23 protein-coding genes, 1 tRNA gene and 1 other annotated feature are annotated in these 24,466 nt (G+C 57.1%); of the genes, 16 read left to right on the top strand and 8 right to left on the bottom strand.

Features of this window, described 5'->3' with window-relative positions; genetic code table 11:
- Positions 1 to 311: 311 nt before the first annotated feature.
- Positions 312 to 1,784: an EmmdR/YeeO family multidrug/toxin efflux MATE transporter gene (locus tag AB8W27_RS07430; protein ID WP_007769196.1), complete on the bottom strand. Its 1,473-nt coding sequence runs from the start codon at positions 1,782 to 1,784 to the stop codon at positions 312 to 314.
- 190 nt (positions 1,785 to 1,974) lie between these two features.
- Between AB8W27_RS07430 and AB8W27_RS07425 the strand changes: the two genes are divergently transcribed.
- From AB8W27_RS07425 to AB8W27_RS07410, 4 genes are all read left to right on the top strand, one after another.
- Positions 1,975 to 2,050, top strand: a tRNA-Asn gene (locus tag AB8W27_RS07425).
- Positions 2,051 to 2,458: 408 nt separating this feature from the next.
- Complete coding sequence (locus tag AB8W27_RS07420; RefSeq protein ID WP_282913994.1) at positions 2,459 to 3,031, top strand: hypothetical protein; 573 nt, start codon at positions 2,459 to 2,461, stop codon at positions 3,029 to 3,031.
- Between the two features lie 165 nt (positions 3,032 to 3,196).
- The gene (locus tag AB8W27_RS07415; RefSeq protein ID WP_015741749.1) at positions 3,197 to 3,730 is read left to right on the top strand and encodes a DUF3304 domain-containing protein; all 534 of its coding nucleotides are present in this window, start codon (positions 3,197 to 3,199) and stop codon (positions 3,728 to 3,730) included.
- Positions 3,731 to 3,745: 15 nt separating this feature from the next.
- Complete coding sequence (locus tag AB8W27_RS07410; RefSeq protein ID WP_041924185.1) at positions 3,746 to 5,539, top strand: phospholipase effector Tle1 domain-containing protein; 1,794 nt, start codon at positions 3,746 to 3,748, stop codon at positions 5,537 to 5,539.
- A gap of 179 nt (positions 5,540 to 5,718) precedes the next feature.
- On the opposite strand, the gene AB8W27_RS07405 is transcribed toward AB8W27_RS07410, so the two are convergent.
- The 4 genes from AB8W27_RS07405 to dacD form a co-directional block, all read right to left on the bottom strand.
- On the bottom strand, positions 5,719 to 6,057 hold the full coding sequence (locus AB8W27_RS07405; RefSeq protein ID WP_004385327.1) for a DUF496 family protein: 339 nt from the start codon (positions 6,055 to 6,057) through the stop codon (positions 5,719 to 5,721).
- A 168-nt stretch (positions 6,058 to 6,225) separates the two neighbouring features.
- Positions 6,226 to 7,284 (bottom strand): FUSC family protein, encoded by a 1,059-nt coding sequence (locus AB8W27_RS07400; protein WP_007769177.1) that lies wholly within the window; start codon positions 7,282 to 7,284, stop codon positions 6,226 to 6,228.
- 201 nt (positions 7,285 to 7,485) lie between these two features.
- Positions 7,486 to 7,959, bottom strand: a complete 474-nt coding sequence (gene sbmC / locus AB8W27_RS07395) for a DNA gyrase inhibitor SbmC (RefSeq protein WP_015741752.1) — start codon at positions 7,957 to 7,959, stop codon at positions 7,486 to 7,488.
- Positions 7,960 to 8,046: 87 nt separating this feature from the next.
- Positions 8,047 to 9,213, bottom strand: a complete 1,167-nt coding sequence (gene dacD / locus AB8W27_RS07390) for a serine-type D-Ala-D-Ala carboxypeptidase DacD (protein WP_041924186.1) — start codon at positions 9,211 to 9,213, stop codon at positions 8,047 to 8,049.
- A 244-nt stretch (positions 9,214 to 9,457) separates the two neighbouring features.
- Between dacD and AB8W27_RS07385 the strand changes: the two genes are divergently transcribed.
- Together AB8W27_RS07385 and sbcB are read left to right on the top strand one after the other, a co-directional pair.
- Entirely contained in the window at positions 9,458 to 10,609 is a 1,152-nt protein-coding gene (locus AB8W27_RS07385) for an acyltransferase (RefSeq protein WP_015741754.1), read from the top strand.
- A gap of 77 nt (positions 10,610 to 10,686) precedes the next feature.
- Entirely contained in the window at positions 10,687 to 12,114 is a 1,428-nt protein-coding gene (gene sbcB / locus AB8W27_RS07380) for an exodeoxyribonuclease I (protein WP_041924187.1), read from the top strand.
- A gap of 184 nt (positions 12,115 to 12,298) precedes the next feature.
- On the opposite strand, the gene AB8W27_RS07375 is transcribed toward sbcB, so the two are convergent.
- Together AB8W27_RS07375 and gabT are read right to left on the bottom strand one after the other, a co-directional pair.
- The gene (locus tag AB8W27_RS07375; RefSeq protein WP_007769163.1) at positions 12,299 to 13,660 is read right to left on the bottom strand and encodes an APC family permease; all 1,362 of its coding nucleotides are present in this window, start codon (positions 13,658 to 13,660) and stop codon (positions 12,299 to 12,301) included.
- Between the two features lie 188 nt (positions 13,661 to 13,848).
- Positions 13,849 to 15,144, bottom strand: coding sequence for a 4-aminobutyrate--2-oxoglutarate transaminase (gabT, locus tag AB8W27_RS07370; protein ID WP_041923719.1), 1,296 nt, complete (start codon positions 15,142 to 15,144; stop codon positions 13,849 to 13,851).
- Between the two features lie 266 nt (positions 15,145 to 15,410).
- Between gabT and AB8W27_RS07365 the strand changes: the two genes are divergently transcribed.
- Positions 15,411 to 16,190 carry a gamma-glutamyl-gamma-aminobutyrate hydrolase family protein gene (locus AB8W27_RS07365; RefSeq protein WP_041923720.1) on the top strand — a complete coding sequence of 260 codons (780 nt, stop codon included), beginning with the start codon at positions 15,411 to 15,413 and terminating at the stop codon, positions 16,188 to 16,190.
- On the opposite strand, the gene AB8W27_RS07360 is transcribed toward AB8W27_RS07365, so the two are convergent.
- Complete coding sequence (locus tag AB8W27_RS07360; protein ID WP_015741758.1) at positions 16,174 to 16,998, bottom strand: SDR family oxidoreductase; 825 nt, start codon at positions 16,996 to 16,998, stop codon at positions 16,174 to 16,176. The two genes, AB8W27_RS07365 and AB8W27_RS07360, sit on opposite strands and share 17 nt — an antisense overlap.
- A gap of 180 nt (positions 16,999 to 17,178) precedes the next feature.
- On the opposite strand from AB8W27_RS07360, the gene hisL reads away from it, so the two are divergent.
- From hisL to hisIE, 9 genes are all read left to right on the top strand, one after another.
- A complete protein-coding gene (hisL, locus tag AB8W27_RS07355; protein ID WP_071601073.1) occupies positions 17,179 to 17,229 on the top strand; it encodes a his operon leader peptide in 51 nt (16 codons plus the stop codon).
- Positions 17,205 to 17,327, top strand: a sequence feature (His leader region). Its footprint overlaps the gene before it by 25 nt.
- A gap of 47 nt (positions 17,328 to 17,374) precedes the next feature.
- Positions 17,375 to 18,274 carry an ATP phosphoribosyltransferase gene (gene hisG, locus AB8W27_RS07350; protein ID WP_007769150.1) on the top strand — a complete coding sequence of 300 codons (900 nt, stop codon included), beginning with the start codon at positions 17,375 to 17,377 and terminating at the stop codon, positions 18,272 to 18,274.
- Positions 18,275 to 18,279: 5 nt separating this feature from the next.
- On the top strand, positions 18,280 to 19,584 hold the full coding sequence (gene hisD, locus AB8W27_RS07345; protein WP_041923721.1) for a histidinol dehydrogenase: 1,305 nt from the start codon (positions 18,280 to 18,282) through the stop codon (positions 19,582 to 19,584).
- On the top strand, positions 19,581 to 20,663 hold the full coding sequence (gene hisC, locus AB8W27_RS07340; RefSeq protein WP_015741760.1) for a histidinol-phosphate transaminase: 1,083 nt from the start codon (positions 19,581 to 19,583) through the stop codon (positions 20,661 to 20,663). Before hisD ends, hisC begins: the two co-directional genes overlap by 4 nt.
- On the top strand, positions 20,660 to 21,727 hold the full coding sequence (gene hisB / locus AB8W27_RS07335) for a bifunctional histidinol-phosphatase/imidazoleglycerol-phosphate dehydratase HisB (protein WP_015741761.1): 1,068 nt from the start codon (positions 20,660 to 20,662) through the stop codon (positions 21,725 to 21,727). The genes hisC and hisB overlap by 4 nt, the downstream gene beginning before the upstream one ends.
- Positions 21,727 to 22,317: an imidazole glycerol phosphate synthase subunit HisH gene (gene hisH, locus AB8W27_RS07330; RefSeq protein WP_041923722.1), complete on the top strand. Its 591-nt coding sequence runs from the start codon at positions 21,727 to 21,729 to the stop codon at positions 22,315 to 22,317. Before hisB ends, hisH begins: the two co-directional genes overlap by 1 nt.
- Positions 22,318 to 23,055, top strand: coding sequence for a 1-(5-phosphoribosyl)-5-[(5-phosphoribosylamino)methylideneamino]imidazole-4-carboxamide isomerase (gene hisA / locus AB8W27_RS07325; protein WP_015741763.1), 738 nt, complete (start codon positions 22,318 to 22,320; stop codon positions 23,053 to 23,055).
- Complete coding sequence (hisF, locus tag AB8W27_RS07320) at positions 23,037 to 23,813, top strand: imidazole glycerol phosphate synthase subunit HisF (protein WP_007900586.1); 777 nt, start codon at positions 23,037 to 23,039, stop codon at positions 23,811 to 23,813. The genes hisA and hisF overlap by 19 nt, the downstream gene beginning before the upstream one ends.
- Positions 23,807 to 24,418, top strand: a complete 612-nt coding sequence (gene hisIE / locus AB8W27_RS07315) for a bifunctional phosphoribosyl-AMP cyclohydrolase/phosphoribosyl-ATP diphosphatase HisIE (protein WP_015741764.1) — start codon at positions 23,807 to 23,809, stop codon at positions 24,416 to 24,418. Before hisF ends, hisIE begins: the two co-directional genes overlap by 7 nt.
- Positions 24,419 to 24,466 lie beyond the last annotated feature (48 nt).

The raw sequence follows: 24,466 nt of genomic DNA, 5'->3' as shown, positions 1-24,466 counted from the left end.
TGGGGTCAATCGGGGAAAAGGTAATAAATCATTTTTAGCCAGGGTTATTTCGATGCGAATACCTGCTATAGCTGCCACGCAAGAAAAACAATGCATAATATTTATTGTTTGACTACCGGAATATATAGCCAATTATATTTACCACGCAAATAAATTAACTTATTAAATAAATAATAAGAATAAATAGATTTATAAACGAATTTTTGCGGGGGGTAAGGAATACCGTTTCGCTGAAAAATAGTCGTCATAAGGCGAGGTAACGAGCATAAAAAAGCCCGCGTAGTGCGGGCTTTTACTTTTACGTCTCAGGCTTACATCGCCCTCGGCTGACCTGGTGGCGCAGGGGTGTCCAGCACTACGGGTCGCTTCGGCGGCCGCGGATATTTTTGCAGCCATTTGCCGCTCACCATACGCCAGTAGAAGAAGACGCCGCGCACCGCCCAGTCGAGGAACATCCCGAGCCATACGCCCACAACGCCCATGCCGAGCACGATCCCAAGCGTATAGCCCGCGACGACGCGACAACCCCACATGCCGAGCATCGACACCCACATCGCAAACCGTGCGTCGCGCGCGCCCTTAAGCCCCGCCGGCAGCACCCACGAGGCCGCCCAGATCGGCATAAACGCGGCGTTGAGCCATAGCAGAATTTTAACGACCTCTTTGACATCCTCTTCCTGGGTGTAAAACGAAGCAAACAGCCCGGCAAACGGCGCACTCACCCAGGCGATGGCGGTTAGCATAATCGTTGAAAGCCAAAAGACATGGCGCAGCTCGCGCTCGGCCTGGCCAATCTGCCCTTTGCCGAGGCGTTTGCCGGTGATGATGGTCGAAGCCGAGCCGAGCGCGTTACCCGGCAGGTTAATCAGGGCGGCGACCGAGAACGCGATAAAGTTACCGGCAATGACGTTGGTGCCCATGCCCGCCACAAACATTTGCGTCAGCAATTTGCCGCCGTTAAACAGTACCGATTCAATGCTCGCGGGCAGCCCGATGCCAAGCACTTCCCAGAGAATATTGAGCTTAAGCGGCGAAAAATAGCTTTTGAGCGAGATACGCAGCGCCGGGTTGAAGCCAATCATCAACACATAAAGAATGGCGATAGCGCCGATATAACGCGAAATGGTCAGCCCCAGCCCGGCGCCGATAAAGCCCAGACCGTCCCAGGAGAACAGCCCGTAAATCAGAAAGCCGCTGATGACGATATTCAGGATGTTCATCCCGCCGTTAATCAGCAGCGGAATTTTGGTGTTGCCCGCCCCGCGCAGCGCGCCGCTGCCGATAAGCGCGATGGCCGCCGCCGGATAGCTCCAGGCCGTAAGCTGCAGATAGACGAGCGCGAGCGCTTTGACCTGCGGCGCCGCATCGCCCGCCACCACGTTAATGATGTATTCGCCGGTTACATGCACCAGCGCCGCCAGCAGAATCGAGACGATGGTCATCAGCACCAGCGACTGTCTGGCCGCCGCCCTCGCCCGCTTGCGATCGCGCTTGCCGAGGCTGAACGCCACAACAACCGTTGTGCCTAAATCCACCGCGGCGAAGAAAGAGAGCACCACCATATTGAAGCTGTCGGCAAGGCCCACGCCCGCCATCGCTTCTTTCCCGAGCCAGCTCACAAGGAACGTGCTTAGCACCCCCATCAGCAACACACAGGTGTTTTCCAGCAGAATAGGCACCGCCAGCGGCGTGATTTCACGCCAGAACAGAACCCGATAGCTTTTTCGTTTCTTGTACCAGGGCGTGCGAGCGATGGCCTGGCGAACAGTGGTGGTTACACTCAAAATGAACCTGCGCGCGAAAGTTGAAACCTCATTTCAAATAATGAGTTAGAACCCGCGATCCTGCAAAGGCTTTCCACAGATATTGTCGGAAAATAACTCGTTATGTTCATAGAATGTCCGAACGCGCAGACCGAAGGAAAATGGCATTTGACAATTGGCGCGGGGCCGCTATGATTAGCCTCCACACGATTCCTCTGTAGTTCAGTCGGTAGAACGGCGGACTGTTAATCCGTATGTCACTGGTTCGAGTCCAGTCAGAGGAGCCAGATTCAAAAAAGCCCGCTTTTTAGCGGGCTTTTTGCTTTTGGTCCAGCGTAATGTCGTTCCACCTCTTCCTGCTGTATTTTCTGGCTTCTCTGCTTCATAAATTCCGCGCCTGATGCATTTCTTATGATGTAAAACCCACATGCCATAAAAAACCTTTAAAAATAAATTTCTGCGTCGTCAGTAACTATCAGCGTGCATCGGGTACAACTCGCTGTTTGATAATGCCAGCATCACCCCGGCACAGTAGCGCTGTTGCAGACCAGTGAGCTTATTCCAGAAAGGTGCCTAAACCTATGACATCGGCCGTAAGGTTCAACGGCACACACCGGAGCATCGTCTGATCAATATTTCATGATTTTTTAAAGTTTAATATCCGCAGACGAAAGCCAGGCTGGCAGGGAATAAAAATGGGATTTTATAGTCGACTGGAAAAAATAGATGCGGCAATTAACCGGGGATATACCCGCTGGGGCAAATGGATCTGGTTTGGGTTATCACTGCCAGTGATGATATACGCCGCGTGGCTGGTATGGGCAAGCATCTGGGGACCGCCAACCGGGGCGGTAACGCTGATAATTCATAGCGAACTGGATCGTCCGGTTCTGGGCTTTAGTGTTAATGGCGTGGCGGGTTCTAATGCATCAGCCCATGGCGGTGGTGGTGCTACCTGCTGCGGCAGTATTGAAGGTAAGACAGCAGAGGTTATCTGGACGTTGAGTACCACTCGCGCTCAGTATGATGCCGGAATGCGTAAAGAAACTCGCCGTGTCCTTATGCCACTTCCGAGGCGAGAATGGGGAGAAAACTATTTGCATGTTTATTTCCTTGCAAAGGATAAAATTTATTTATGGTGGGGATCAGGATTCTCACATCCGAATATAGACTCTCTTTATAAAAAAAACAGATTAATAGTCAGGAATTGCAATAATGGATATCGAAACTTTAATTGCGGCGGCAAGCCGCGCACAGCAGGCCAGTGAGCATAATATTGGTAATTGTTCACGTATCTGGCATGTCGGTTTCTTTTCTGATGGCGTTGGCCGCAATATTTGGAAGGGCGTTACGGCGCAACGTCTGGTTAACATTTAATAAGTGTGTAAACAAAAACCACCTAAAAATAAACGTCACACTGACAAGGAATAAAAATGGGATTTTATAGTCGGCTCGAAAAAATAGATATGGCAGTTAACCGGGGATATGCACGCTGGGGCAAATGGATCTGGTTTGGGTTATCACTGCCAGTAATGATATACGCCGCGTGGCTGGTATGGGCAAGCATCTGGGGGCCACCAACCGGGGCGGTAACGCTAATAATTCATAGCGATCTTGATCGCCCTGTTTTGGGTTTTAGTGTTAATGGTGTGGCGGGAGGAAATGCTTTTGTTCGGGATCCCTCAAACCCTTATTCATCTGATACCGGGGGTGTTACCTGTTGCGGCAGCATTGAAGGTAAGACGGCGGAGGTTATCTGGACGTTAGATATAACGCACGAGCAGTATTTGAAAGGTATGCGTTTAGAAACTCGCCGTGTCGTTATACCACTCCCGAAGCGTGAATGGGGCGAGGATAATTTACATGTCCATTTCTTACCGGGTGATGAAGTGCTGCTGGGCTGGAGTAAGGATGCCTGGTCACCCTATGAGAAGCGCCCGGATAACATCAAACAACCGAAGAGTTAAAGGGAAAAAATGGATATGGATATAGAAAGTCTAATAGCGGCAGCAAGCCGCGCCCAGCAGGACAGTGAGCATAATCTTGGTAATTGTTCCCGTATCTGGCATATCGGTTTCTTTTTTGATGGTGTAGGTCGTAATCTCGAGCATGATGCGCCGAATCGTCGTCTGAGTAATATTGCGCGCTTGTTCAGAGCTTATCCAACACCCCAAATGAATACTTCACATATAAGTTACTCAAAGCTTTATTTCTCAGGTCTCGGCACCCCCTTCCATGAAGATTTAACCACAAAACTTCACACCCTTATGGATAGCGCGCAAGACACTGCGCTGGATGATTTAAAAGATCAGCCCAAAGAGATGGCAAAAGACGCTGGTAAAGAAATACTGAAGGGCAATAACTGGTATGAGGTTCTAAAAGAGAGCGGTAAGAAACTGCTTAATCCTGCTGAATGGCGTAATCTGATGACGGGTATTGGTACTGATATCGTAAAAAAAGTCGGTATTGAAGCGACGCCCTGTATACGTGATAACCCACTGGTTGCTGATATTCTGGTCACAGGCGTGGATACACGGATAACGTCTGCCGAAGTGCGTTTTAAAGAATATTTTGAAAGAGCCAAAGCCAGTAGCGAAGTTCCCATCAAACTTATCTCCGTCTCCCTGTTTGGTTTCGATCTTGGCGGCACGCTGGTGCGGAAATTTATTGATGAATTTCTGAGCGAGATGTGCCAGAAGCAAGGCGACAGCTACACCTGGCAGGGTATTCCGGTAGATATTATCTTTACCGGGCTGTTTGACTGTTCGCGGGACACTGCCGCCAGTAACAATAATGGCCTGGACTACGTTATCAGCGCCGCTGGCGGGCCATTACGCTCGCTCAGCGTGATGTTTGGTAGAAAATATATCGACCACTTTTCGGTATTACCGGAGGCGGTAAAAAATGCGCTGCATCTGGTGGCGGCGCATGAGCGGCGGGTATGGCGGTGCCTGTACCGGCTTGGCAGTAATCATCCTAAACATCGGGAAGAGCTAATGCCGGGCTGTAGCGAAGATATCGGCGGTGGGCTGAAACCCGGCGAACAAAAACCCAGTGCAGAGTTATGCCGGGTCGCCCTGCAGCGTATGTACCGGGAAGCGACGATGGCTGGCGTGCCGTTTCCTGATTTTCGGACATTGCAGCAAGTGTCTGAAACTGTCGCCAGCTATTTCATCATGCAGGATAACGTTAAAAACGCGTCCGTGGAGCAGTGGGTGCAGCGTTATCAGAAAGCCGTGTGGTACAAAGCCGTCAGCCCTTCCACGCAAAACCTGCATCTCGACAGCTATTTTGAGTGGCTGGGGCTGCAATATTATCAGTACCGCTGTGAGCGCCAGCGGCTGGAGAAGCGTCAGGCAGAAATCACGCTGGCGGCAGGCAGCAGCGCCGGGCTGCTGGGAATAACCCCGCAGGGCAAGGAGCAGGCGATGAATGTCCAGAATAAAACAGAGGTCCTGGACCGCCACTGGGGCTGGTTAAATGAAATTAATGATGCCGCTCGCGCATTGATTAACACGATTGAACACCCCGGCCCGCATGATACACAGATGTGGCTCTTCCCGGATGTTTACGAGCCTGCCTACCAGCGGGCGAAGTGGTTTCACCAGTGCAGGATTAACGCTTATCTTGGAGAAGCGCCACCGCAGCCCTGGTTTACTGCGACGCCGGAAATATTCGCTTATTTTGTCCATGACCTCATTACGGTTGACAGAGGCGCACGCATTTCACGGGATTTTCTGGTGGTACGCGCATCGGAAATTCCCCAGTCTGAATAAGCGGAAAATGCAATACGGCGTTTAGCTTATCAGGCTGTTCATAGCGAAAGCGCACCCGCTAAAAACAGATTCAAAAAGCCCGCTTTTTAGCGGGCTTTTTGCTTTGGAGATTCGCCAACCAACAGAGACGTGCGCCACGCCGCAGACATAAAAAAACCGCCGAAGCGGTTTTTTTAAACTTATTCTTCGCCTTTCGGCTCGTGCACTTTCAGCTCGCCCATCGCTTTGAGCTTTTTCGAAATCTCGCGGCGCTCTTTGGAGATCTCGGCGTTTTTGATGATGTAGTCATCAACACGGTCTTCGTAGTCGCTCTTCATGCTGGCGATAATGCCCTGGATGGCTTCCACGCTCATGCCCGGCTTAATGTAGTCGCTCAGGTTGTCGAGCAGCAGCACGCGCTTCTGGTTGTCACGAATTTTCTTCTCGACGTCCTGAATTTCACGCTGCAGCTTGTTCTTACGGCGGAACAGACGTACGAACTCAAGAACGTCCTGGAATGAAGGTTTGCTGTTTTCCATTTTTACACCCCTGCTGAATATAAGACTCGGATTCGTTAAAACAACCGCATAGCGTAAACCTTACTGGCAGCGGCGGTTGATGACAATGGTTTTATCCCGTTCAGGATGCCTGCGGCTATCATACTCTGAAACGGCGCTGAATCGAAACAAGCGCCTGCCGTCTGCGGATTATTTGCGCAGCGCCCGGCAGATGAGCTGTGAAAGGCGCTCCAGCTGCTGCGCCAGTTCCATGCTTAACCATACATAGCCGTGAATCGGCGTTTCCACCAGTTCACTCTGCTGCCCCTCTTTCATCAGCGCACGCAGTTCAAGGGCAATTTCCACCAGCTTCTCACGGTTTGCCATGACCGGCGACGGGTTGCCTTCGCGCAGCGCCTCGGCAATCGCCGCCAGCGTGTTTTCGGTCATCTGCTGCGAATCACGCAGGGTACGGGCGTTAATCATCAGAAAATGGCTTTCCCGCGAGGCCCACCAGGCGTTGATCTGCATCTCCAGCGTACAGACCATATTGCGGCTGGTGGTCTGAATCGCTTCGAAAATCGCCCGCTGAATGTGCGTCTCTTTACTGGCGGGCGTGATAAACGCGCGCAGCTTCACCACACTGCCAAGCATATTCTGTAGCGGCTTATCGAGCCGCGGGCGCTCCACCAGGTTGGGCGACAGCCCGGCGTGATAAATCTTTGCGAAATCGCCGACAAACTTCGCCATCTGGATACGCCAGTGGATAAATGCTCGCTGCGGCCAGAGGCTCGTAAAAAGCATCGCCAGCAGCGAACCGAAAATCACATCACCGCCGCGCCAGAGCGCAACCAGCATATCGCCCTGCGGCGCGCCGACCACCACCGAGAGCGTGATGCCAATCAGCAGCGCCTGATAAGGCCGTTTGCCGAGCGCCAGAAAGCCGCACAGAAACATCGCCAGCGCGCACCACAGCAGCATCAGCGGCAGCGACCAGCCTTCGAGTTGCAGCGCCACCAGGCCCAGCGCTGCGCCAAGAATTGTGCCGCCGATACGTTCAAACGCGCGCGGTACGACATTCCCCCAGAACGAGATGGGCCCCATCACCACCACCAGCGTGATGAGCGGCCAGGTGCCTTCCGGCACGTTCAGCATCCGCACCAGTAAAAATGTCAGGATAAACGCCAGCGCAATGCGCACGCCATGCACGATGCGGTAATGCTCGTAGAGACGAATTTCAAAAGAGGAGAGCGATTTATCAGCACGCACGCTTTCTTTCCCGTTAACAGCCTTGATGAAACGTCGATTCAGGCGAAGCGCCTGAAAATGAGGGGCGTTATTTTCTGACAAAAATCGGGGAAAAGCTGTAAATTTTCGGAAAAGGTGGACGAATAATCGAGGAATTAACGTAATTTCGCCATTTGCTTAACAAAAAATCGCGCCCGCCGTGACAACGGGGGCGCCAGTGGGTTATTCGCCTGAGGTTTGCACCGGGATATACATGTCTATCTCCCAGTAGCCGTCCCGTTTACCATCGTTGAGATAGATTTCAAAACACGGACGCGCCGCCATCTGGTAACGCACGTCCTGATGCAGACGGGTAAAGAACGCGAGCCACGGCGTGCCGAAATCGTGGTTCTCAACGCGCGCGCGCGCCACCGCATACTGACCGCCCGGCAGGTCCGTCAGGATAACGCCGACGCTGTTCTCCGGCAGGGTGAAATCCGCCGGCACCTCAACCACCGTATCGGCGCGAAGCTTCTCCGGGGCGACCTGCTGCGGATTATCGTAATAAACCGCCAGCCACGCCTGCGGCTGGATATGGAAGTTATCCACCCACAGCGTGAGCTGTTCAAACCCCTGCGGCACTGTTTTCTCCCACGGGCCGACCAGATGAAAACCGGCAATTTTACGCGTTAAGACATGCTCGATGGTGTAATCCATGTTCACTCCTCGCTGTTCAAAATAGCGAGTATAGTGTGCGGCGCTCATCCGAGCGTCTGTGAGCGCCTTCGCGTTCGCAAAAAACGGTTACAGCGTCAGGTGCAGCCAGTCGCCAAAGCGCGAGAACACGCCGCCCTTTTTCACTTTCTCAAGCGTCACCAGCGGCATACGCGCAATGATCGTATCGCCGTTATAGAGCTCTATCTCACCCACTTTTTCATTGGCGTCCAGCGGCGCGTCGAGGCGCTCGCGATCGAGCAGATATTTCGCCTTCACGTTGGCGAGCTGCGCCTTCGGCAGCGTCAGCCAGAAATCGCGATCGGTGCCGACCGCCACCTGCTCGTTTTTGCCGTACCAGACGCGCTCGGTGCCCACTTTTTTGCCTTTTTGCAGGATCTCCACGGTGTCGAAAGTCTGCTGCCCCCAGTGCAGCAGTTTACGCGCCTGGTCTTCGCGCCCTTTCGGGCTGTCAGCCCCCATAATCACCGCGATCAGACGGCGTTTGCCGTCGACGCTGGAGGCAATCAGGTTAAAGCCCGCCCCGGAGGTGTGGCCGGTTTTCAGCCCGTCGACATTGAGCGTCTTATCCCACAGCAGGCCGTTGCGGTTCTGCTGGGTGATGCCGTTCCAGGTCAGGCTCTTTTCGCTGTACATATGATAAAACGCGGGCTCGCCGTGAATGATGGCGCGCGACAGCACCGCCAGGTCGTAAGCGGAGCTGTGCTGCCCCGGCGCGTCCAGACCGTGCACCGTTTCAAAATGGGTGTCTTTCAGGCCGAGCTTTTGGACATAGTCATTCATCATCGAGACGAACTGCGGCTGGCCGCCCGCCACGTAATCCGCCAGCGCCACGCAGGCGTCATTGCCGGAATCGACAATCAGACCGCGGCTGAGGTCGCGCACCGTGACGCGATCGCCCGCCTTCAGGAACATCAGCGACGAGCCTTCGAACACCGGGTTATCTTTCGCCCAGGCGTCTTTCCCGACCGTGACCACGTCATCCGGCGTGATGCGATGGCTGTCGATGGCGCGGTCCACTACATAGCCGGTCATTAGTTTGGTCAGGCTCGCCGGGTTACGCTGTTGATGTTCGTTATTTGCCGCCAGTATTTGTCCGGTCGTGTAATCCATCAACACATAGCTACCCGCCATAATGGCTGGCGGCTGCGGCATGGAAAGCGCGGCGGCGTGCGCCTGCGCGGTAATACCGGCCAGCATGATGCAGGAAGCGGCAATCATTGGTCTAAATTTCAACAGCATATCCTCTGTAACTTCGCGATGGGGCGCCTTTTTTACGGCAGTTTGTATTTCCTTGCTCCGGTAAATTGCAAGGAAATATGAATAAGACGTGTCTTAACCGAAATTTCTGGCTTTTCGCTTATCCCTGATTACCGGGCTGCGGAAAATCTGATAATAAACATTTCACGTACTCTTCCGATTGTTATAGAGGCCGACTCTTTTTAGCCTGGTGACTTTTAAAAGGCTGAGGAGAAGGAGTATGGCGCAGGGTAAAAGCTGGTCGCCGGAGCTAGAGGGGTTACGCGGCCTCGCGTCGCTGTGGGTACTGCTGGGGCATATTTGTCTGCTGGTGCAGTGCCGCATTCCTCTGTTATACGATCCGGGTATGGGCGTCGATCTATTTATTTTGCTGTCGGGTTTTCTGATGGCGAAAAATTATATGGAACGACGGGACATTGAGCCGTGGACCAGTGGCCATACTATGCGTAATTTCTGGCTGCGGCGCTTTTTCCGCATCGCGCCGCTCTATTATTTCCTGTTGCTGCTGGCGCTTATTTTCGGCGCGGCGTTCGGCGAATGGCGCGACGTCATCGCCCAGGCCTGGCCGTCGACGCAAACCGAAAGCCAGCGCTATGCCGATACCTCCGCAGGCAATATTCTCGCGCATATTTCGTTTGTCTTCGGCGCTATCCCTTATTATTCGTTCCGCACGGTATTGCCGGACTGGAGCATCGGGCTCGAAATGCAGTTCTACGTGCTGTTCCCGTTCATTATGCTGCTGGTGATGCGCTGGGGCTTCTTCGCCGCCGCTTTCGCGGTGATGGTGGGTTGTTTTGGCGCGCGCTGGGCGTTGCCGGGGTATTTCGAGGCGTTCCCGATGCCCTCGATGATCCTGATTAAGCTGCCGCTGTTTGTCGCGGGCATGCTGATTGCCGCCGCCGTGCGCGACAGCCGCCGCCTGTTATTGCTGCTGGCGTTTCTGGCGCCGGTGCTGGCCTGGCAGATGCATATCGCGGTGACGCCGGTTCGTCTTATCGCCCAGTGCGTGATGATTGCCGGCCTCGGCGCGCTGCTGTGGCAGGCGCAGGCAAGCTCGCTGCTGCATCAGGCGATGCGGCTGCCGCGCTGGCTGCTGACGCGTCGTATCAGCCAGTTCCTGGGCGATGTCTCCTATTCGGTCTATCTGCTGCATCTGATGATTGTCATTCCGGTTATCGGGCTACTGGTGGAGCACAGCGCGTTTGAACAACACGCCTCGCCGGTGCGCCTGCTGATTGCCGCGGCCATTAGCCTGCCGGTGACGTACGGACTGGCGACGGTTCTCTTCCATCGCGTCGAAAAACCAGGCATTGCGCTCGGCAAACGGCTGATTACCCGCAAACCGGTGCAACCGGAGCAGGTCATGCCTTAAGACCGCTGCCACTTCTTCCGGAGAGGGCTATGGTTTACCATAGCCCTGTTTTTTTACTTACTCTGGATGGTGACCTGGTGTCTGATTCTGCCGCGCAACCGACTTTTCTGTTCCACGATTACGAAACCTTCGGCAAAAGCCCCTCGCTGGATCGACCGGCGCAGTTTGCTGCCCTGCGCACCGATGAGAATTTCACGGTCATCGGCGAACCGGACGTCTTTTACTGCAAGCCCGCCGACGATTATCTCCCGCAGCCGGAAGCGGTGCTGATAACCGGCATCACGCCGCAGGTGGCGCGCGCGCGCGGCGAAAACGAAGCCGACTTCGCCAGACGCATTCACGCGCTGTTTACCGTGCCGAAAACCTGCGTGGTCGGCTATAACAACGTGCGCTTCGATGACGAAGTGACGCGTAATATTTTCTATCGCAACTTCTACGATCCTTACGCCTGGAGCTGGCAGAACGATAACTCGCGCTGGGATCTGCTGGATGTAATGCGCGCCTGTTACGCGCTGCGACCGGAAGGCATCGTCTGGCCGGAAAACAGCGACGGCCTGCCAAGCTTTCGTCTTGAGCATTTAACCGTCGCCAATGGGATTGAACACGCCAACGCGCACGATGCGATGGCGGATGTCTACGCCACCATCGCGATGGCGCAGCTGGTGAAAACCCGCCAGCCGCGGATGTTTGACTATCTCTACACCTACCGCAGTAAGCAAAAGCTGGCGACGCTCGTTGATATCGTCCAGATGAAACCGCTGGTGCATGTTTCTGGCATGTTCGGCGCGTGGCGCGGGAATACCAGCTGGATAGCGCCCATCGCCTGGCATCCGGACAACCGTAACGCGGTGATTGTGGTGGATCTGGCAGGCGATATCAGCCCGCTGCTGGAGCTGAACGCCGACGACCTGCGCGAGCGGCTCTATACGCCGAAAGCGGCGCTTAACGACGCGAGCCCGGTGCCGGTGAAGCTGGTGCATCTTAATAAGTGTCCGGTGCTGGCGCAGGCCAATACGCTGCGCCCGGAAGACGCAGAGCGTCTGGGCATCGACCGCCAGCGTTGTCTGGATAATCTGAAGGTGCTGCGCGATTCGCCGCAGGTGCGCGAAAAGCTGGTGGCGCTGTTTGCCGAAGCCCCGCCCTTCCCGCCCACCGATAACGTGGATGCGCAGCTCTACGACGGCTTTTTCAGCGACGCCGATCGCGCCGCGATGCGTATCGTGCTGGAAACGCCGCCGCAGAATCTGCCGGCGCTGGATATTACGTTCGTGGATAAGCGGATCGGGAAGCTGCTGTTTAACTACAGGGCGCGCAATTTCCCCGGCACGCTCAGCGAGCAGGAACAAGAGCGCTGGCTTGCGCACCGCCGCGATGTGTTTACGCCGGAATTCCTCCAGACGTATGCCCAGGAATTAGAGATGCTCTATAACCAGTACGAGAGCGACAAAGAGAAAACGGCGCTGTTAAAAGCGTTGTATCAGTATGCGCAGGAGATTGTCGGGTAAGCGCGGGGGACGGCCTGACGGGAAAATGGCGGGTGCGTGTTTCGGTTGGGAATTTGTAGGGCGGGTAAGCAACGCGCACCCGCCGCTCCACGCCATCGACATCCCCATCCGCCGCCCCGACCAAAACCACCGCCAACAAAAAAGGCTCCCGACGGGAGCCTTTTTGCTGTGCGTATCGCTGTAATTACGCGATATCTTCACGGTACTGCGGTACCGGGTTACGGAAGCTGCGGGTCACGCACGCCAGGTAAACCACACCGATACCCGCCCAGATCAGGCCCAGCACCATTGAGCTTTCTTCCAGGTTCAGCCACAGAGCGCCCACGGTCAGCGCGCCGCAGACCGGCAGCAGCAGGTAGGTGAAGTGGTCTTTCAGCGTCTTGTTGCGGCCTTCGCGGATCCAGAACTGCGAAATCACAGACAGGTTCACGAAGGTAAACGCCACCAGCGCACCGAAGTTAATCAGCGCGGTCGCCATCACCAGGTCGAAGTTAATCGCCATCAGCGCAATCGCGCCCACCAACACCACGTTCAGCGCCGGGGTGCGCCATTTCGGATGCACGTAGCCGAAGAAGCGGTTCGGGAACACGCCGTCACGGCCCATCACGTACATCAGACGCGCAACGCCTGCATGCGCCGCCATACCGGAAGCCAGTACGGTCACGGTGGAGAAAATCAGCGCGCCGACCTGGAAGGCTTTGCCCGCCACGTACAGCATGATTTCCGGCTGAGATGCATCCGGATCTTTAAAGCGCGAGATATCCGGGAAGTAAAGCTGGATAAAGTACGTCGCGAAAATAAAGATCATGCCGCCAATCAACGCAGTCAGGAAGATAGCGCGCGGGATCACGCGTTCAGCGTCTTTGGTTTCTTCCGACAGGTTGCTGATGCCGTCAAAGCCGGTAAATGAGAAGCACAGAATGGTCGCCCCGGTGATCATCGGGATGACGTGCGCATTCTCAGACCAGAACGGCCGTGAGCTGGTCAGCGTACCCGCGCCTTCGCCGTGCGCCACACCGTAAATCACCATGCCCAGAATCACGGCGATCAGCACCACCTGCAACACCACGATAATGGTGTTGAAGTTCGCCACGCCTTTCAGGGTACGCATGTTGAAAACGGTCATGAACGCAACCAGCAGCACCACGAAAATCCACGACGGGATCCCAGGCACCAGCGCTTCAAAGTAAATTTTCGCGAGCAGGATGTTGATCATCGGCGCGAACAGGTAATCGAGCAGCGACGACCAGCCCACCATGAAGCCCACGGTCGGGTTAATCGCTTTCTGCGCGTAGGTGTACGCCGAGCCCGCAGACGGGAAGCGTTTGACCAGTTTGCCGTAGCTCAGCGCGGTAAAGAGGATCGCGACCAGCGCGAAGGCGTAGGCGGTCGGCACATGGCCGTCCGTCAGGCCGGATACGATACCGAATGTATCGAACAGCGTCATAGGTTGCATATAGGCAAGGCCCATCATAACAACCGGAATCAACGTAAGCGTTTTACGTAATTCCACGCGAGAGGTTTTTGGAGTTGCGTTAAGCGACATAATTATTCTCCTTTACGGTGAACATCGCCGCATAAGCGAAAAATTGCCCCATTTTCTGTATTCCTCAGCGACAACAACTGTCGGATTTTAAGTAAGTATCTATCCGGTACGAAGCCCGGCCTCTTGAATTTAATTACGATGCTCTTGACTGCAAAAAAATAACCGACGCGTTGACGTCGGTTAATATCTTATTTTGCAGGGCGCGTATTTTGCACCACTTTGAGGCAGGATGACAAGACGTTGAGACCTTCTGTCACAATTTCTTTCTCGGCGGTCAGCGGAACAAGAAAACGAATGACGTTCGCACGCACGCCGCAGGTCAATAAAATCAGCCCCTGACGCCCTGCCTCCTGCACCAGTTGCTGGGTCAATTCTTTATCCGGGCGATGGCTGTCGCGCTCATGCACCAGCTCCATCGCCACCATCGCGCCAACGCCGCGCACATCGCCGATAAAGTCATACTCCTGCGCCAGTTCGCGCAGGCGGCTCATCAGCAGTTCGCCCTGGGCGACGGCGCGCTCGTTCAGATGCTCCTTTTCGATGAGATCGGTCACCGCCAGCGCCGCCGCGATACTCACCGGCGACCCGGCGTAGGTGCCGCCAAGCCCACCCGGCAGCGCCTTGTCAAACAGCGCCTTTTTACCCACCAGCGCCGAGAGCGGGAAGCCGCCCGCCAGGCTTTTCGCCATGGTAATGAGATCCGGCTCGACGCCTGAATGTTCAATGGCGAAGGTTTTGCCCGTACGGCAGAAGCCGCTCTGGATCTCATCGACAATCAACACGATGCCGTGTTTATCGCACAGGGCGCGCAGCTGCTGCATAAACTCGGCAGACGCGGCGTAAAACCCGCCCTCCCCCTGCACCGGCTCGATGATAATCGCCGCAACCTCTTCCGGCGCCACGTCCGCGGCGAAAATCCCCGCCAGCGACGCCAGCGCCTGGGTGTCGCTCACGCCCAGATACGCCGCCGGATAAGGCGCGTGGTAAATACCTGCCGGGAACGGGCCATAGCCTTTTTTGTAGGGCTGCACTTTGCCGGTGAGCGCCATGCCAAGCAGCGTGCGGCCATGAAACGCGCCGCGAAACGCAATTATCGCCGAGCGCCCCGTGGCGATACGCGCCACTTTGATGGCGTTTTCCACCGCCTCGGCGCCGGTCGAAAGAAACAGCGTCTGGCAGGGCTCGCTGATGGGGGCCAGCGTATTGAGCCGCTCCGCCAGTTCAATGTAATTTCCGTAAGGCGTCACCTGGAAACAGGGGTGCGTAAAATTATCGAGCTGCGCCTTCACCGCCGCGATAACCGCCGGGTGGTTGTGTCCGGTATTGAGCACCGCAATGCCGGAGGCGAAATCGATATAGCGCCGCCCCTCCACATCCCAGATTTCCGCGTTCTTTGCCCGCGCGACAAATACCGGCAGCGCGTTGCCCACGCCCTGCGGCACCGCCTGCTCGCGTCTCTCCTGCCACTGCTCGTTGCTTTGCATCATTGACTCCTGTGCGCAAAAAGCCTCCGCCCAAAAAGACGGAGGCAACATTATTCTCATCGGTATGTTGGGGACGTTAACGCCAGGAAAAAAAGCGGATCGGCTACGTGGTATCGCGAAGAAGGATGGCGAAAACCGCTCAAATAACGCCCGTGATCAAAACATAGCTCAAGGCGAAAGTTCCGCCAGAGCGGGCGCGTGGAAAGTTGACCCGCTGCGAATGCTCAACTACAGGATCTGTATCCCAGCGAAACAGGCCAGCAAGCATGACCGTAAACACACCGCCGTTGATTGGCGTATTGATGTGTCAGAGTAATCAGCAAGGACAGTTGATCTTAACCGTAGAAAACCTTTACCTGGCGCCGCTCTACCACGCAGGCGCCGTAGCCATACCCCTGCCTCACCATCTGGCGGATGACCCGCTGTATCTGGCGGCGGCCCTGAAATCGCTGAGCGGGATTTTTCTCCCCGGCAGCCCGTGCAACATTGAACCGCACCACTACGGCGAGGAGGCGCAGGAAACCAGCAACGATCCGGGGCGCGACAAACTGGCGCTGATGCTGGTGCGCCATGCGCTCAATACCGGCCTGCCGCTGCTCGGCTCATGCCGCGGCGTGCATGAAATGGCTGTAGCCACCGGCGGCAAGCTCTGGCGACAGCTACACAATGTTGAAGGGCTGCGTGAGCATGAAGTCAACCCGAGCGGCAGCCCGGAGGAGAAATTCGCGCCGGTGCACGGGCTTGAGATTACGCCTGGCGGCTGGCTCGATAGCTGGGTAACGCCCGGTGAAACCGTGCGGGTCAATACGCTGCACCAGCAAGGGATACGCGAGGTGGGGCCGGGCGTGTTTATCGAAGCGCGGGCTGACGACGGGCTGATTGAGGCTATCAGTATTCCTGAGCACCCGTTCGCCTTCGGCGTACAGTGGCACCCGGAATGGGGCGCGCTGCATGACGAACCGCTCTCAAAGCAGATGTTTGACGCCTTTGTGGCGGCCTGCCGCGTCTGGCAGGCCGACCATCAGGCGCTTACTCCATTGGCATAACCAACGGGTTCGGGTAGAGATACTCGAACCCCAGTTCATGGCAAATCCGGTTGCCGTCAATCAGCTTGCCTTTGGTGCCCGCCGGGCTTTCGCTAAAGCGCGGCGGCTCAAGGCCAAGCTGGCGCGCCATCACCGGATAGAACTCGGCGCGCGCCGGGTGCTGCGGGGCGCACAGATTATAAATGTGTCCGCCTTTCGGCGACTGCAACAGAAGGGTAATCGCGCCGATCACGTCCTCAAGATGCACGAGATTGACGCCATGATCGCCATTCGGCGCCATTTTTCCGGCAAAGAAGCGGCCCGGATGACGCCCCGGCCCCACCAGCCCCGCGAGGCGCAGAATATCCACCGACGTGCCCGGTAAATTGTGCAGCCACTGCTCAAGCTCTCTTAACACGCGGCCGCTTTCCGTCACCGGATTAGCAGGCGTGGTCTCTTTACAGATACCTTCCGCTTCACCGTACACCGAGGTGGAGCTGGTAAAAATAATGCGTGGGATCTGGTGCGCCAGCGCGCTGTCCACTACCTGCTGTACCGCCTGCAAATAATACTCCCCGTTGCCGCCGGTACGCCGCGCGGGCAGCGTCACCACCAGCGCGTCGGCGTTAAACAGCGCCTCCAGATCGTCGCTGTCGCATACCATTTCCGGCAACAGCTCAAGCTGATAACTTTCGATACCGCACATGCGCGCGGCTTCCACGCCGTCGGCTGTGGTTTTGCTGCCGGCAACCTGCCAGCCACGGGCGTTAAGCGCGAGCGCCAGCGGCATGCCCAACCACCCTAATCCGACAATCGCGACCTTTTTCATTTCTCTCTCCTGCTCCGTCTTTGCGCCTGCATCTTTTCAGGCTACGCCAGCCGCCGCGGGCTGACAATTGATGTAGTGAATATGAAAGGTTTTAATGATGAAAAAAAGCCCTTGCCTTCTCTCCCCGGTATGGTTTACGGTTAAGACAGGTTTTGAATAAGCATTCAACAAGAGAATTTTATGACACGCGTTCAGTTTAACAACCACCACCATCACCATCATCCTGACTAGTCTTTCAGGCGATGTGTGCTGGAAGACGATCGGATCTTCCAGTGGTGCATGAACGCTAAGAGAGCCCCCGGAAGATCATCTTCCGGGGGCTTTTTTATTGGGCGTTGGCAGACGAATTTAACGAGATCAACAAGGATAAGGCGAGATGACAGACAACAACCGTTTACGCATAGCTATTCAGAAATCCGGCCGTTTAAGCGATGATTCGCGCGAACTGCTGGCCCGCTGCGGCATAAAAATTAATCTGCACACCCAGCGTCTGATCGCGCTGGCGGAGAATATGCCCATCGACATCCTGCGCGTGCGTGATGACGATATTCCGGGTCTGGTGATGGATGGCGTGGTCGATCTCGGCATCATCGGCGAAAACGTGCTGGAAGAAGAGTTGCTGACCCGCCGCGCCCAGGGCGACGACCCGCGCTATTACACCCTGCGTCGCCTCGATTTCGGCGGCTGCCGCCTCTCGCTCGCCACGCCGGTAGATGACGTCTGGGAAGGCCCTGAAAGCCTGAATAACAAGCGTATCGCCACTTCCTATCCGCACCTGCTCAAACGTTATCTCGATCAAAAAGGCGTGCAGTTTAAATCCTGTCTGCTGAACGGTTCGGTGGAAGTCGCGCCGCGCGCCGGGCTTGCCGACGCTATCTGCGATTTGGTTTCTACCGGCGCGACCCTTGAGGCCAACGGCCTGCGCGAAGTGGAAGTGATTTACCGCTCCAAAGCCTGCCTCATCCAGCGCGACGGCGACATGCCTGACGTGAAGCAGCAGCTTATCGACAAACTGCTGACCCGCATCCAGGGCGTTATCCAGGCGCGCGAATCGAAATACATCATGCTGCACGCGCCGACTGAGCGTCTCGATGAAGTTATCGCCCTGCTGCCGGGCGCCGAGCGTCCGACCATTCTGCCGCTGGCAGGCGATCAACAGCGCGTGGCGATGCACATGGTGAGCAGCGAAACCCTGTTCTGGGAAACCATGGAAAAACTGAAAGCGCTGGGCGCCAGCTCCATTCTGGTGCTGCCGATTGAGAAGATGATGGAGTGACCGCCATGACCTTTACGACGATCGTTGACTGGAATACCTGTAGCGCGCAGGCGCAGCGTGAACTGCTGATGCGCCCGGCCATTTCGGCCTCAGAGAGTATCACCCGCACCGTGGCCGATATCCTGAATAACGTCAAGGCGCGCGGCGACGCGGCGCTGCGCGAGTACAGCGCGAAGTTTGATAAAACTGACGTCGCGGCGCTGAACGTCACCCCGGAAGAAATTGACGCCGCCGCCGCGCGCCTTGACGACAAGGTAAAACAGGCGATGGCGGTCGCGGTCGCGAATATCGAGAAATTCCACCGCGCGCAGCAACTCGCGCCCGTTGATATCGAAACCCTGCCCGGCGTGCGCTGCCAGCAGGTGACGCGCCCGGTGGCGTCGGTCGGGCTCTATATTCCCGGCGGCTCCGCGCCGCTTTTCTCAACGGTGCTGATGCTGGCGACGCCCGCGCGCATCGCGGGCTGCAAACGCGTGGTGCTCTGCTCCCCGCCGCCCATCGCCGATGAAATCCTCTACGCCGCGAAGCTCTGCGGCGTGCAGGAAGTGTTCCAGGCGGGCGGCGCCCAGGCGATTGCCGCGCTCGCCTTTGGTACGGAAAGCGTGCCGAAAGTGGATAAAATTTTCGGGCCGGGCAACGCGTTTGTCACCGAAGCCAAACGCCAGGTGAGCCAGCGTCTTGACGGCGCGGCGATCGACATGCCCGCCGGGCCTTCCGAAGTGCTGGTAATTGCCGACAGCGGCGCGACGCCGGATTTCGTCGCCTCCGATTTACTCTCACAGGCCGAGCACGGCCCGGATTCGCAGGTGATTCTGCTCACGCCGGACGCCGCCATGGCGCAGGCCGTGGCCGACGCCACCGCCCGCCAGCTTGAGGCGCTGCCGCGCGCGGAAACCGCCCGCCAGGCGCTTTCCGCAAGCCGTCTCATCGTGGCGCGCGATCTCGCGCAGTGCGTGGAAATCTCCAATCAGTACGGCCCGGAGCATTTAATTATCCAGACCCGCAACGCGCGCGATCTGGTCGATGGCATCACCAGCGCGGGGTCAGTGTTTTTAGGCGACTGGTCACCGGAATCGGCGGGCGATTACGCCTCCGGCACCAACCACGTATTGCCGACTTACGGCTATACCGCCACCAGCTCAAGCCTCGGCCTGGCGGATTTCCAGAAGCGCATGACGGTACAGGAGCTAACGCCCGCGGGCTTTTCCGCGCTCGCTGAAACCATCGAAACCCTGGCGGCGGCAGAACAGCTCACCGCCCACAAAAACGCCGTGACGCTGCGTGTGGCAGCCCTGAAGGAGCAAGCATGAGCATTGAAGAACTCGCGCGCGAGAACGTGCGTAATCTGACGCCCTATCAGTCTGCGCGCCGTCTTGGCGGCAACGGCGATGTGTGGCTTAACGCCAATGAATACCCGCAAGCCGTGGAGTTTCAGTTGACTGCGCAGACGCTCAACCGCTACCCGGAGTGCCAGCCGAAAAGTGTCATTGAACGTTACGCGCAGTACGCGGGGGTTAAGCCAGAGCAAGTGCTTGTGAGCCGCGGCGCGGATGAAGGCATTGAGCTGCTGATCCGCGCGTTCTGCGAGCCGGGCCGCGACGCGGTGCTCTACTGTCCGCCGACCTACGGCATGTACAGCGTCAGCGCCGAAACCATTGGCGTCGAGTGCCGCACCGTACAGGCGACGGACGGCTGGCAGCTTGATCTGCCGGCGATTGCCGGACAGCTGGATGGCGTTAAAGTCATTTTTGTCTGTAGCCCCAATAACCCGACCGGTCAGCTGATTAACCCGCAGGATCTGCGCACGCTGCTGGAGATGGCGCGCGGCAAAGCCATTGTGGTGGCCGATGAAGCCTATATTGAGTTTTGCCCGCAGGCGACGCTCGCGGGCTGGCTTGGCGAGTACCCGCACCTTGTCGTGCTGCGCACGCTCTCTAAAGCTTTCGCGCTCGCCGGGCTGCGCTGCGGCTTTACGCTCGCGAATGAAGAAGTCATTAATCTGCTGCTGAAGGTCATTGCGCCCTACCCGCTCTCGACGCCGGTCGCGGATATCGCCGCCCAGGCATTAAGCCCGGAGGGCATTGCCGCGATGCGTGATCGCGTGGCGCAGGTGCTGGCTAACCGCGATGCCCTGATAGCGGGCCTGCGCGAGACGCCGTGCGTCGAGGCGATTTTCGACAGCGAAACCAACTATGTGCTGGCGCGCATCACGGCCTCCAGCGCAGTATTTAAATCGCTGTGGGATCAGGGCATTATCCTGAGAGACCAGAACAGACAACCGACACTCAGCGGCTGCCTGCGCATTACCGTCGGCACCCGCGAAGAGTGCCAGCGCGTGATTGACGCCCTGCGTGACCAACCCGGCCTTGCGGCCACGGAGCGAGTATGAGCCAGAAGTATCTCTTTATTGACCGCGACGGCACCCTGATTGCCGAGCCGCCGGAAGATTTCCAGGTCGATCGTTTTGACAAGCTGGCCTTTGAGCCGGATGCGATCCCGGTACTGCTGCAACTGCAAAAAGCGGGATTTAAGCTGGTGATGATTACTAATCAGGACGGTCTTGGCACTGACAGCCTGCCGCAGGCGGATTTCGACGGCCCGCATAACCTGATGATGCAGATTTTTACCTCTCAGGGCGTGCTGTTTGAAGACGTGCTGATCTGCCCGCATTTCCCGACGGACCATTGCGACTGCCGCAAGCCTAAAACGAAGCTGGTTGAACGCTATCTGGTGCCGGGCGTGATGGACGCGGCGAACAGCTATGTGATTGGCGATCGCGCGACCGATGTGGAGCTTGCCGACAACATGGGCATTACGGGCCTGCGCTACAACCGCGCCGACCTGAACTGGTCCGCCATCGGCGAGCACCTGACAAAGCGCGATCGCTACGCGCACGTCGAGCGCAGCACCCGCGAAACGCAGATTGACGTCAAAGTGTGGCTGGACCGCGAAGGCGGCAGCAAAATCAACACCGGCGTCGGCTTCTTCGACCATATGCTTGACCAGATTGCCACCCACGGCGGCTTTCGCATGGAAATCGGCGTCAAAGGCGATCTCTATATCGACGATCACCACACCGTGGAAGATACCGGCCTGGCGCTGGGCGAAGCGCTGAAACTGGCGCTCGGCGACAAGCGCGGCATTAACCGCTTTGGCTTTGTACTGCCGATGGATGAGTGTCTGGCGCGCTGCGCGCTCGATATTTCCGGGCGTCCGCACCTCGAATATAAAGCCGAGTTCAATTACCAGCGCGTGGGCGATCTCAGCACCGAAATGGTGGAGCACTTCTTCCGTTCGCTCTCCTACACCATGGGCGTCACGCTGCACCTGAAGACCAAAGGAAAAAACGATCACCACCGCGTCGAAAGCCTGTTTAAAGCGTTTGGCCGCACGCTGCGCCAGGCTATTCGTGTCGAAGGCGAAACCCTGCCCTCATCAAAAGGAGTGCTGTGATGAACGTGGTGATTCTGGACACCGGCTGCGCCAACCTGCACTCGGTACAGTCTGCGGTGCGCCGCCACGGCTATGAGCCTGTGGTGAGCCGCGACCCGGATCTGGTATTGCGCGCCGATAAACTCTTTCTGCCAGGCGTCGGCACCGCCGAGGCGGCGATGCAGCAGATCATCGCGCGCGATCTGGTCGATTTAATCAAAGCCTGTACCCAGCCGGTGCTGGGGATCTGCCTCGGTATGCAGTTGCTCGGCAGCCGCAGCGAAGAGAGCAACGGGGTCGATCTGCTGGGCATTGTCGACCAGCCGGTGCCGAAGATGACCGACCACGGCCTGCCGCTGCCCCACATGGGCTGGAACCGCGTGTATGCCAAAGCGGGCGACCGGCTTTTCCGCGGCATCGAAGATGGCGCCTGGTTTTACTTCGTGCACAGCTACGCGATGCCGGTGAACGCCAGTACGATCGCACAGTGTACCTATGGCGAGGCGTTTACCGCCGCGGTGCAGAAAGATAACTTCTGGGGGGTGCAGTTCCACCCGGAGCGCTCAGGTGCCGCGGGCGCGCAGCTGCTGAAAAACTTCCTGGAGATGTAAATGATTATTCCGGCTCTCGATTTAATTGACGGCGCGGTAGTGCGCCTGCATCAGGGCGATTACGGTAAGCAACGTGATTATGGTCGCGACCCGCTGCCGCGCCTGCAGGATTACGAAGCGCAGGGCGCAAAGCTGCTGCATCTGGTGGATTTAACCGGCGCGAAAGATCCGACGCAGCGCCAGATCGCGCTGATTCAAAAGCTGGTGGCGGGCGTGAGCGTGCCGGTGCAGGTTGGCGGCGGCGTGCGCAGCGAAGACGACGTGGCGGCGCTGCTGGATGCGGGCGTAGCGCGCGTGGTGGTCGGCTCAACGGCGGTGAAAGCGCCGCAGGATGTGCAGCGCTGGTTTAAACGCTTCGGCGCAGACGCGCTGGTGCTGGCGCTCGACGTGCGTATCGACGACGCGGGCAATAAGCAGGTCGCCGTGAGCGGCTGGCAGGAAAATTCCGGCGTGACGCTGGAAACGCTGGTGGAGAGCTATCTGCCCGTAGGGCTTAAACATGTGCTGTGCACGGATATCTCCCGTGACGGGACGCTGTCGGGCTCAAACGTGGCGCTGTATGACGAAGTCTGCGCGCGCTATCCGCAGGTGGCGTTCCAGTCCTCCGGCGGCATCGGCGAGCTTTCGGATATTCGCGCGCTGCGCGGCAGCGGTGTCGGCGGCGTGATCGTCGGCCGCGCGCTGCTGGAAGGCAAATTTAACGTAACGGAGGCGATCCAATGCTGGCAAAACGGATAATCCCCTGTCTGGACGTCCGCGACGGACAGGTCGTAAAAGGCGTACAGTTTCGCAACCATGAAATCATCGGCGATATCGTGCCGCTCGCGAAACGCTACGCCGAAGAAGGCGCCGATGAACTGGTGTTTTACGATATCACCGCCTCCAGTGACGGCCGCGTGGTGGATAAAAGCTGGGTGACCCGCGTAGCGGAAGTCATCGATATCCCCTTCTGCGTGGCGGGCGGGATCAAAACGCTGGAAGACGCGGCGCAAATTCTCTCTTTCGGCGCGGATAAAATTTCCGTCAACTCACCGGCGCTGGCGGACCCGACGCTGATCACCCGGCTTGCGGATCGCTTCGGCGTGCAGTGCATCGTGGTGGGCATCGATACCTGGTTTGATGAGCAGACCGGTAAATATCACGTCAACCAGTATACCGGCGACGAGAGCCGCACCCGTGTGACCCAGTGGGAAACGCTGGACTGGGTGCGCGAAGTGCAACAGCGCGGCGCGGGTGAAATTGTGCTGAACATGATGAACCAGGATGGCGTGCGTAACGGCTATGATCTGGTGCAACTGAAAAAAGTGCGTGAGGCGTGCCGTGTGCCGCTGATTGCTTCCGGCGGCGCCGGAACGATGGAGCACTTCCTGGACGCGTTTCGCGAGGCGAATGTCGACGGCGCGCTGGCGGCGTCAGTGTTTCACAAACAGATCATTAATATTGGCGAGCTGAAAGCGTTTCTGGCTCAGCAAGGCGTGGAGATACGGGTGTGTTAACAGAACAACAGCGGGCCCAACTGGACTGGGCAAAAACCGACGGGCTGCTGCCGGTCGTGGTGCAGCATGCGGTTTCCGGCGAGGTGCTGATGCTGGGGTATATGAATCAGGACGCGCTGCGTGAAACCGAGCAGAGCGGTAAGGTCACTTTTTTCTCGCGCACCAAAGGGCGTCTGTGGACCAAAGGCGAGACGTCGGGTCACTTTCTCAATGTGGTGAGCATTACGCCGGACTGCGATAACGATACGCTGCTGGTGCTGGTTAACCCGATTGGCCCGACGTGTCATCTTGGCACTTCCAGCTGCTTTGGCGAGGCGCATCACCAGTGGCACTTCCTTTATCAGCTCGAAGCGCTGCTGGCGTCACGTAAAACCGCGTCGCCGGAGAGTTCTTACACCGCGAAGCTGTACGCCAGCGGCACCAAGCGTATCGCGCAAAAAGTGGGGGAAGAAGGTGTTGAGACAGCGCTGGCTGCCACCGTTCATGACCGCGACGAGCTGGTGAACGAAGCTTCTGATCTGGTGTATCACCTGCTGGTGCTGCTTCAGGATCAGGAACTCGATTTAAGCGCGGTGATTGAAAACCTGCGCGCAAGACACAAATAACCTTGCGTGAAACACCATTAAAAAAGGCCGCGCGATGCGGCCTTTTTT

This window comes from Cronobacter turicensis (genome assembly GCF_041222865.1).
GTDB lineage: Bacteria > Pseudomonadota > Gammaproteobacteria > Enterobacterales > Enterobacteriaceae > Cronobacter > Cronobacter turicensis.
The sequence above is the reverse complement of the archived record's forward strand: the minus strand, read 5'-3'. Positions and strand labels throughout refer to the sequence as shown.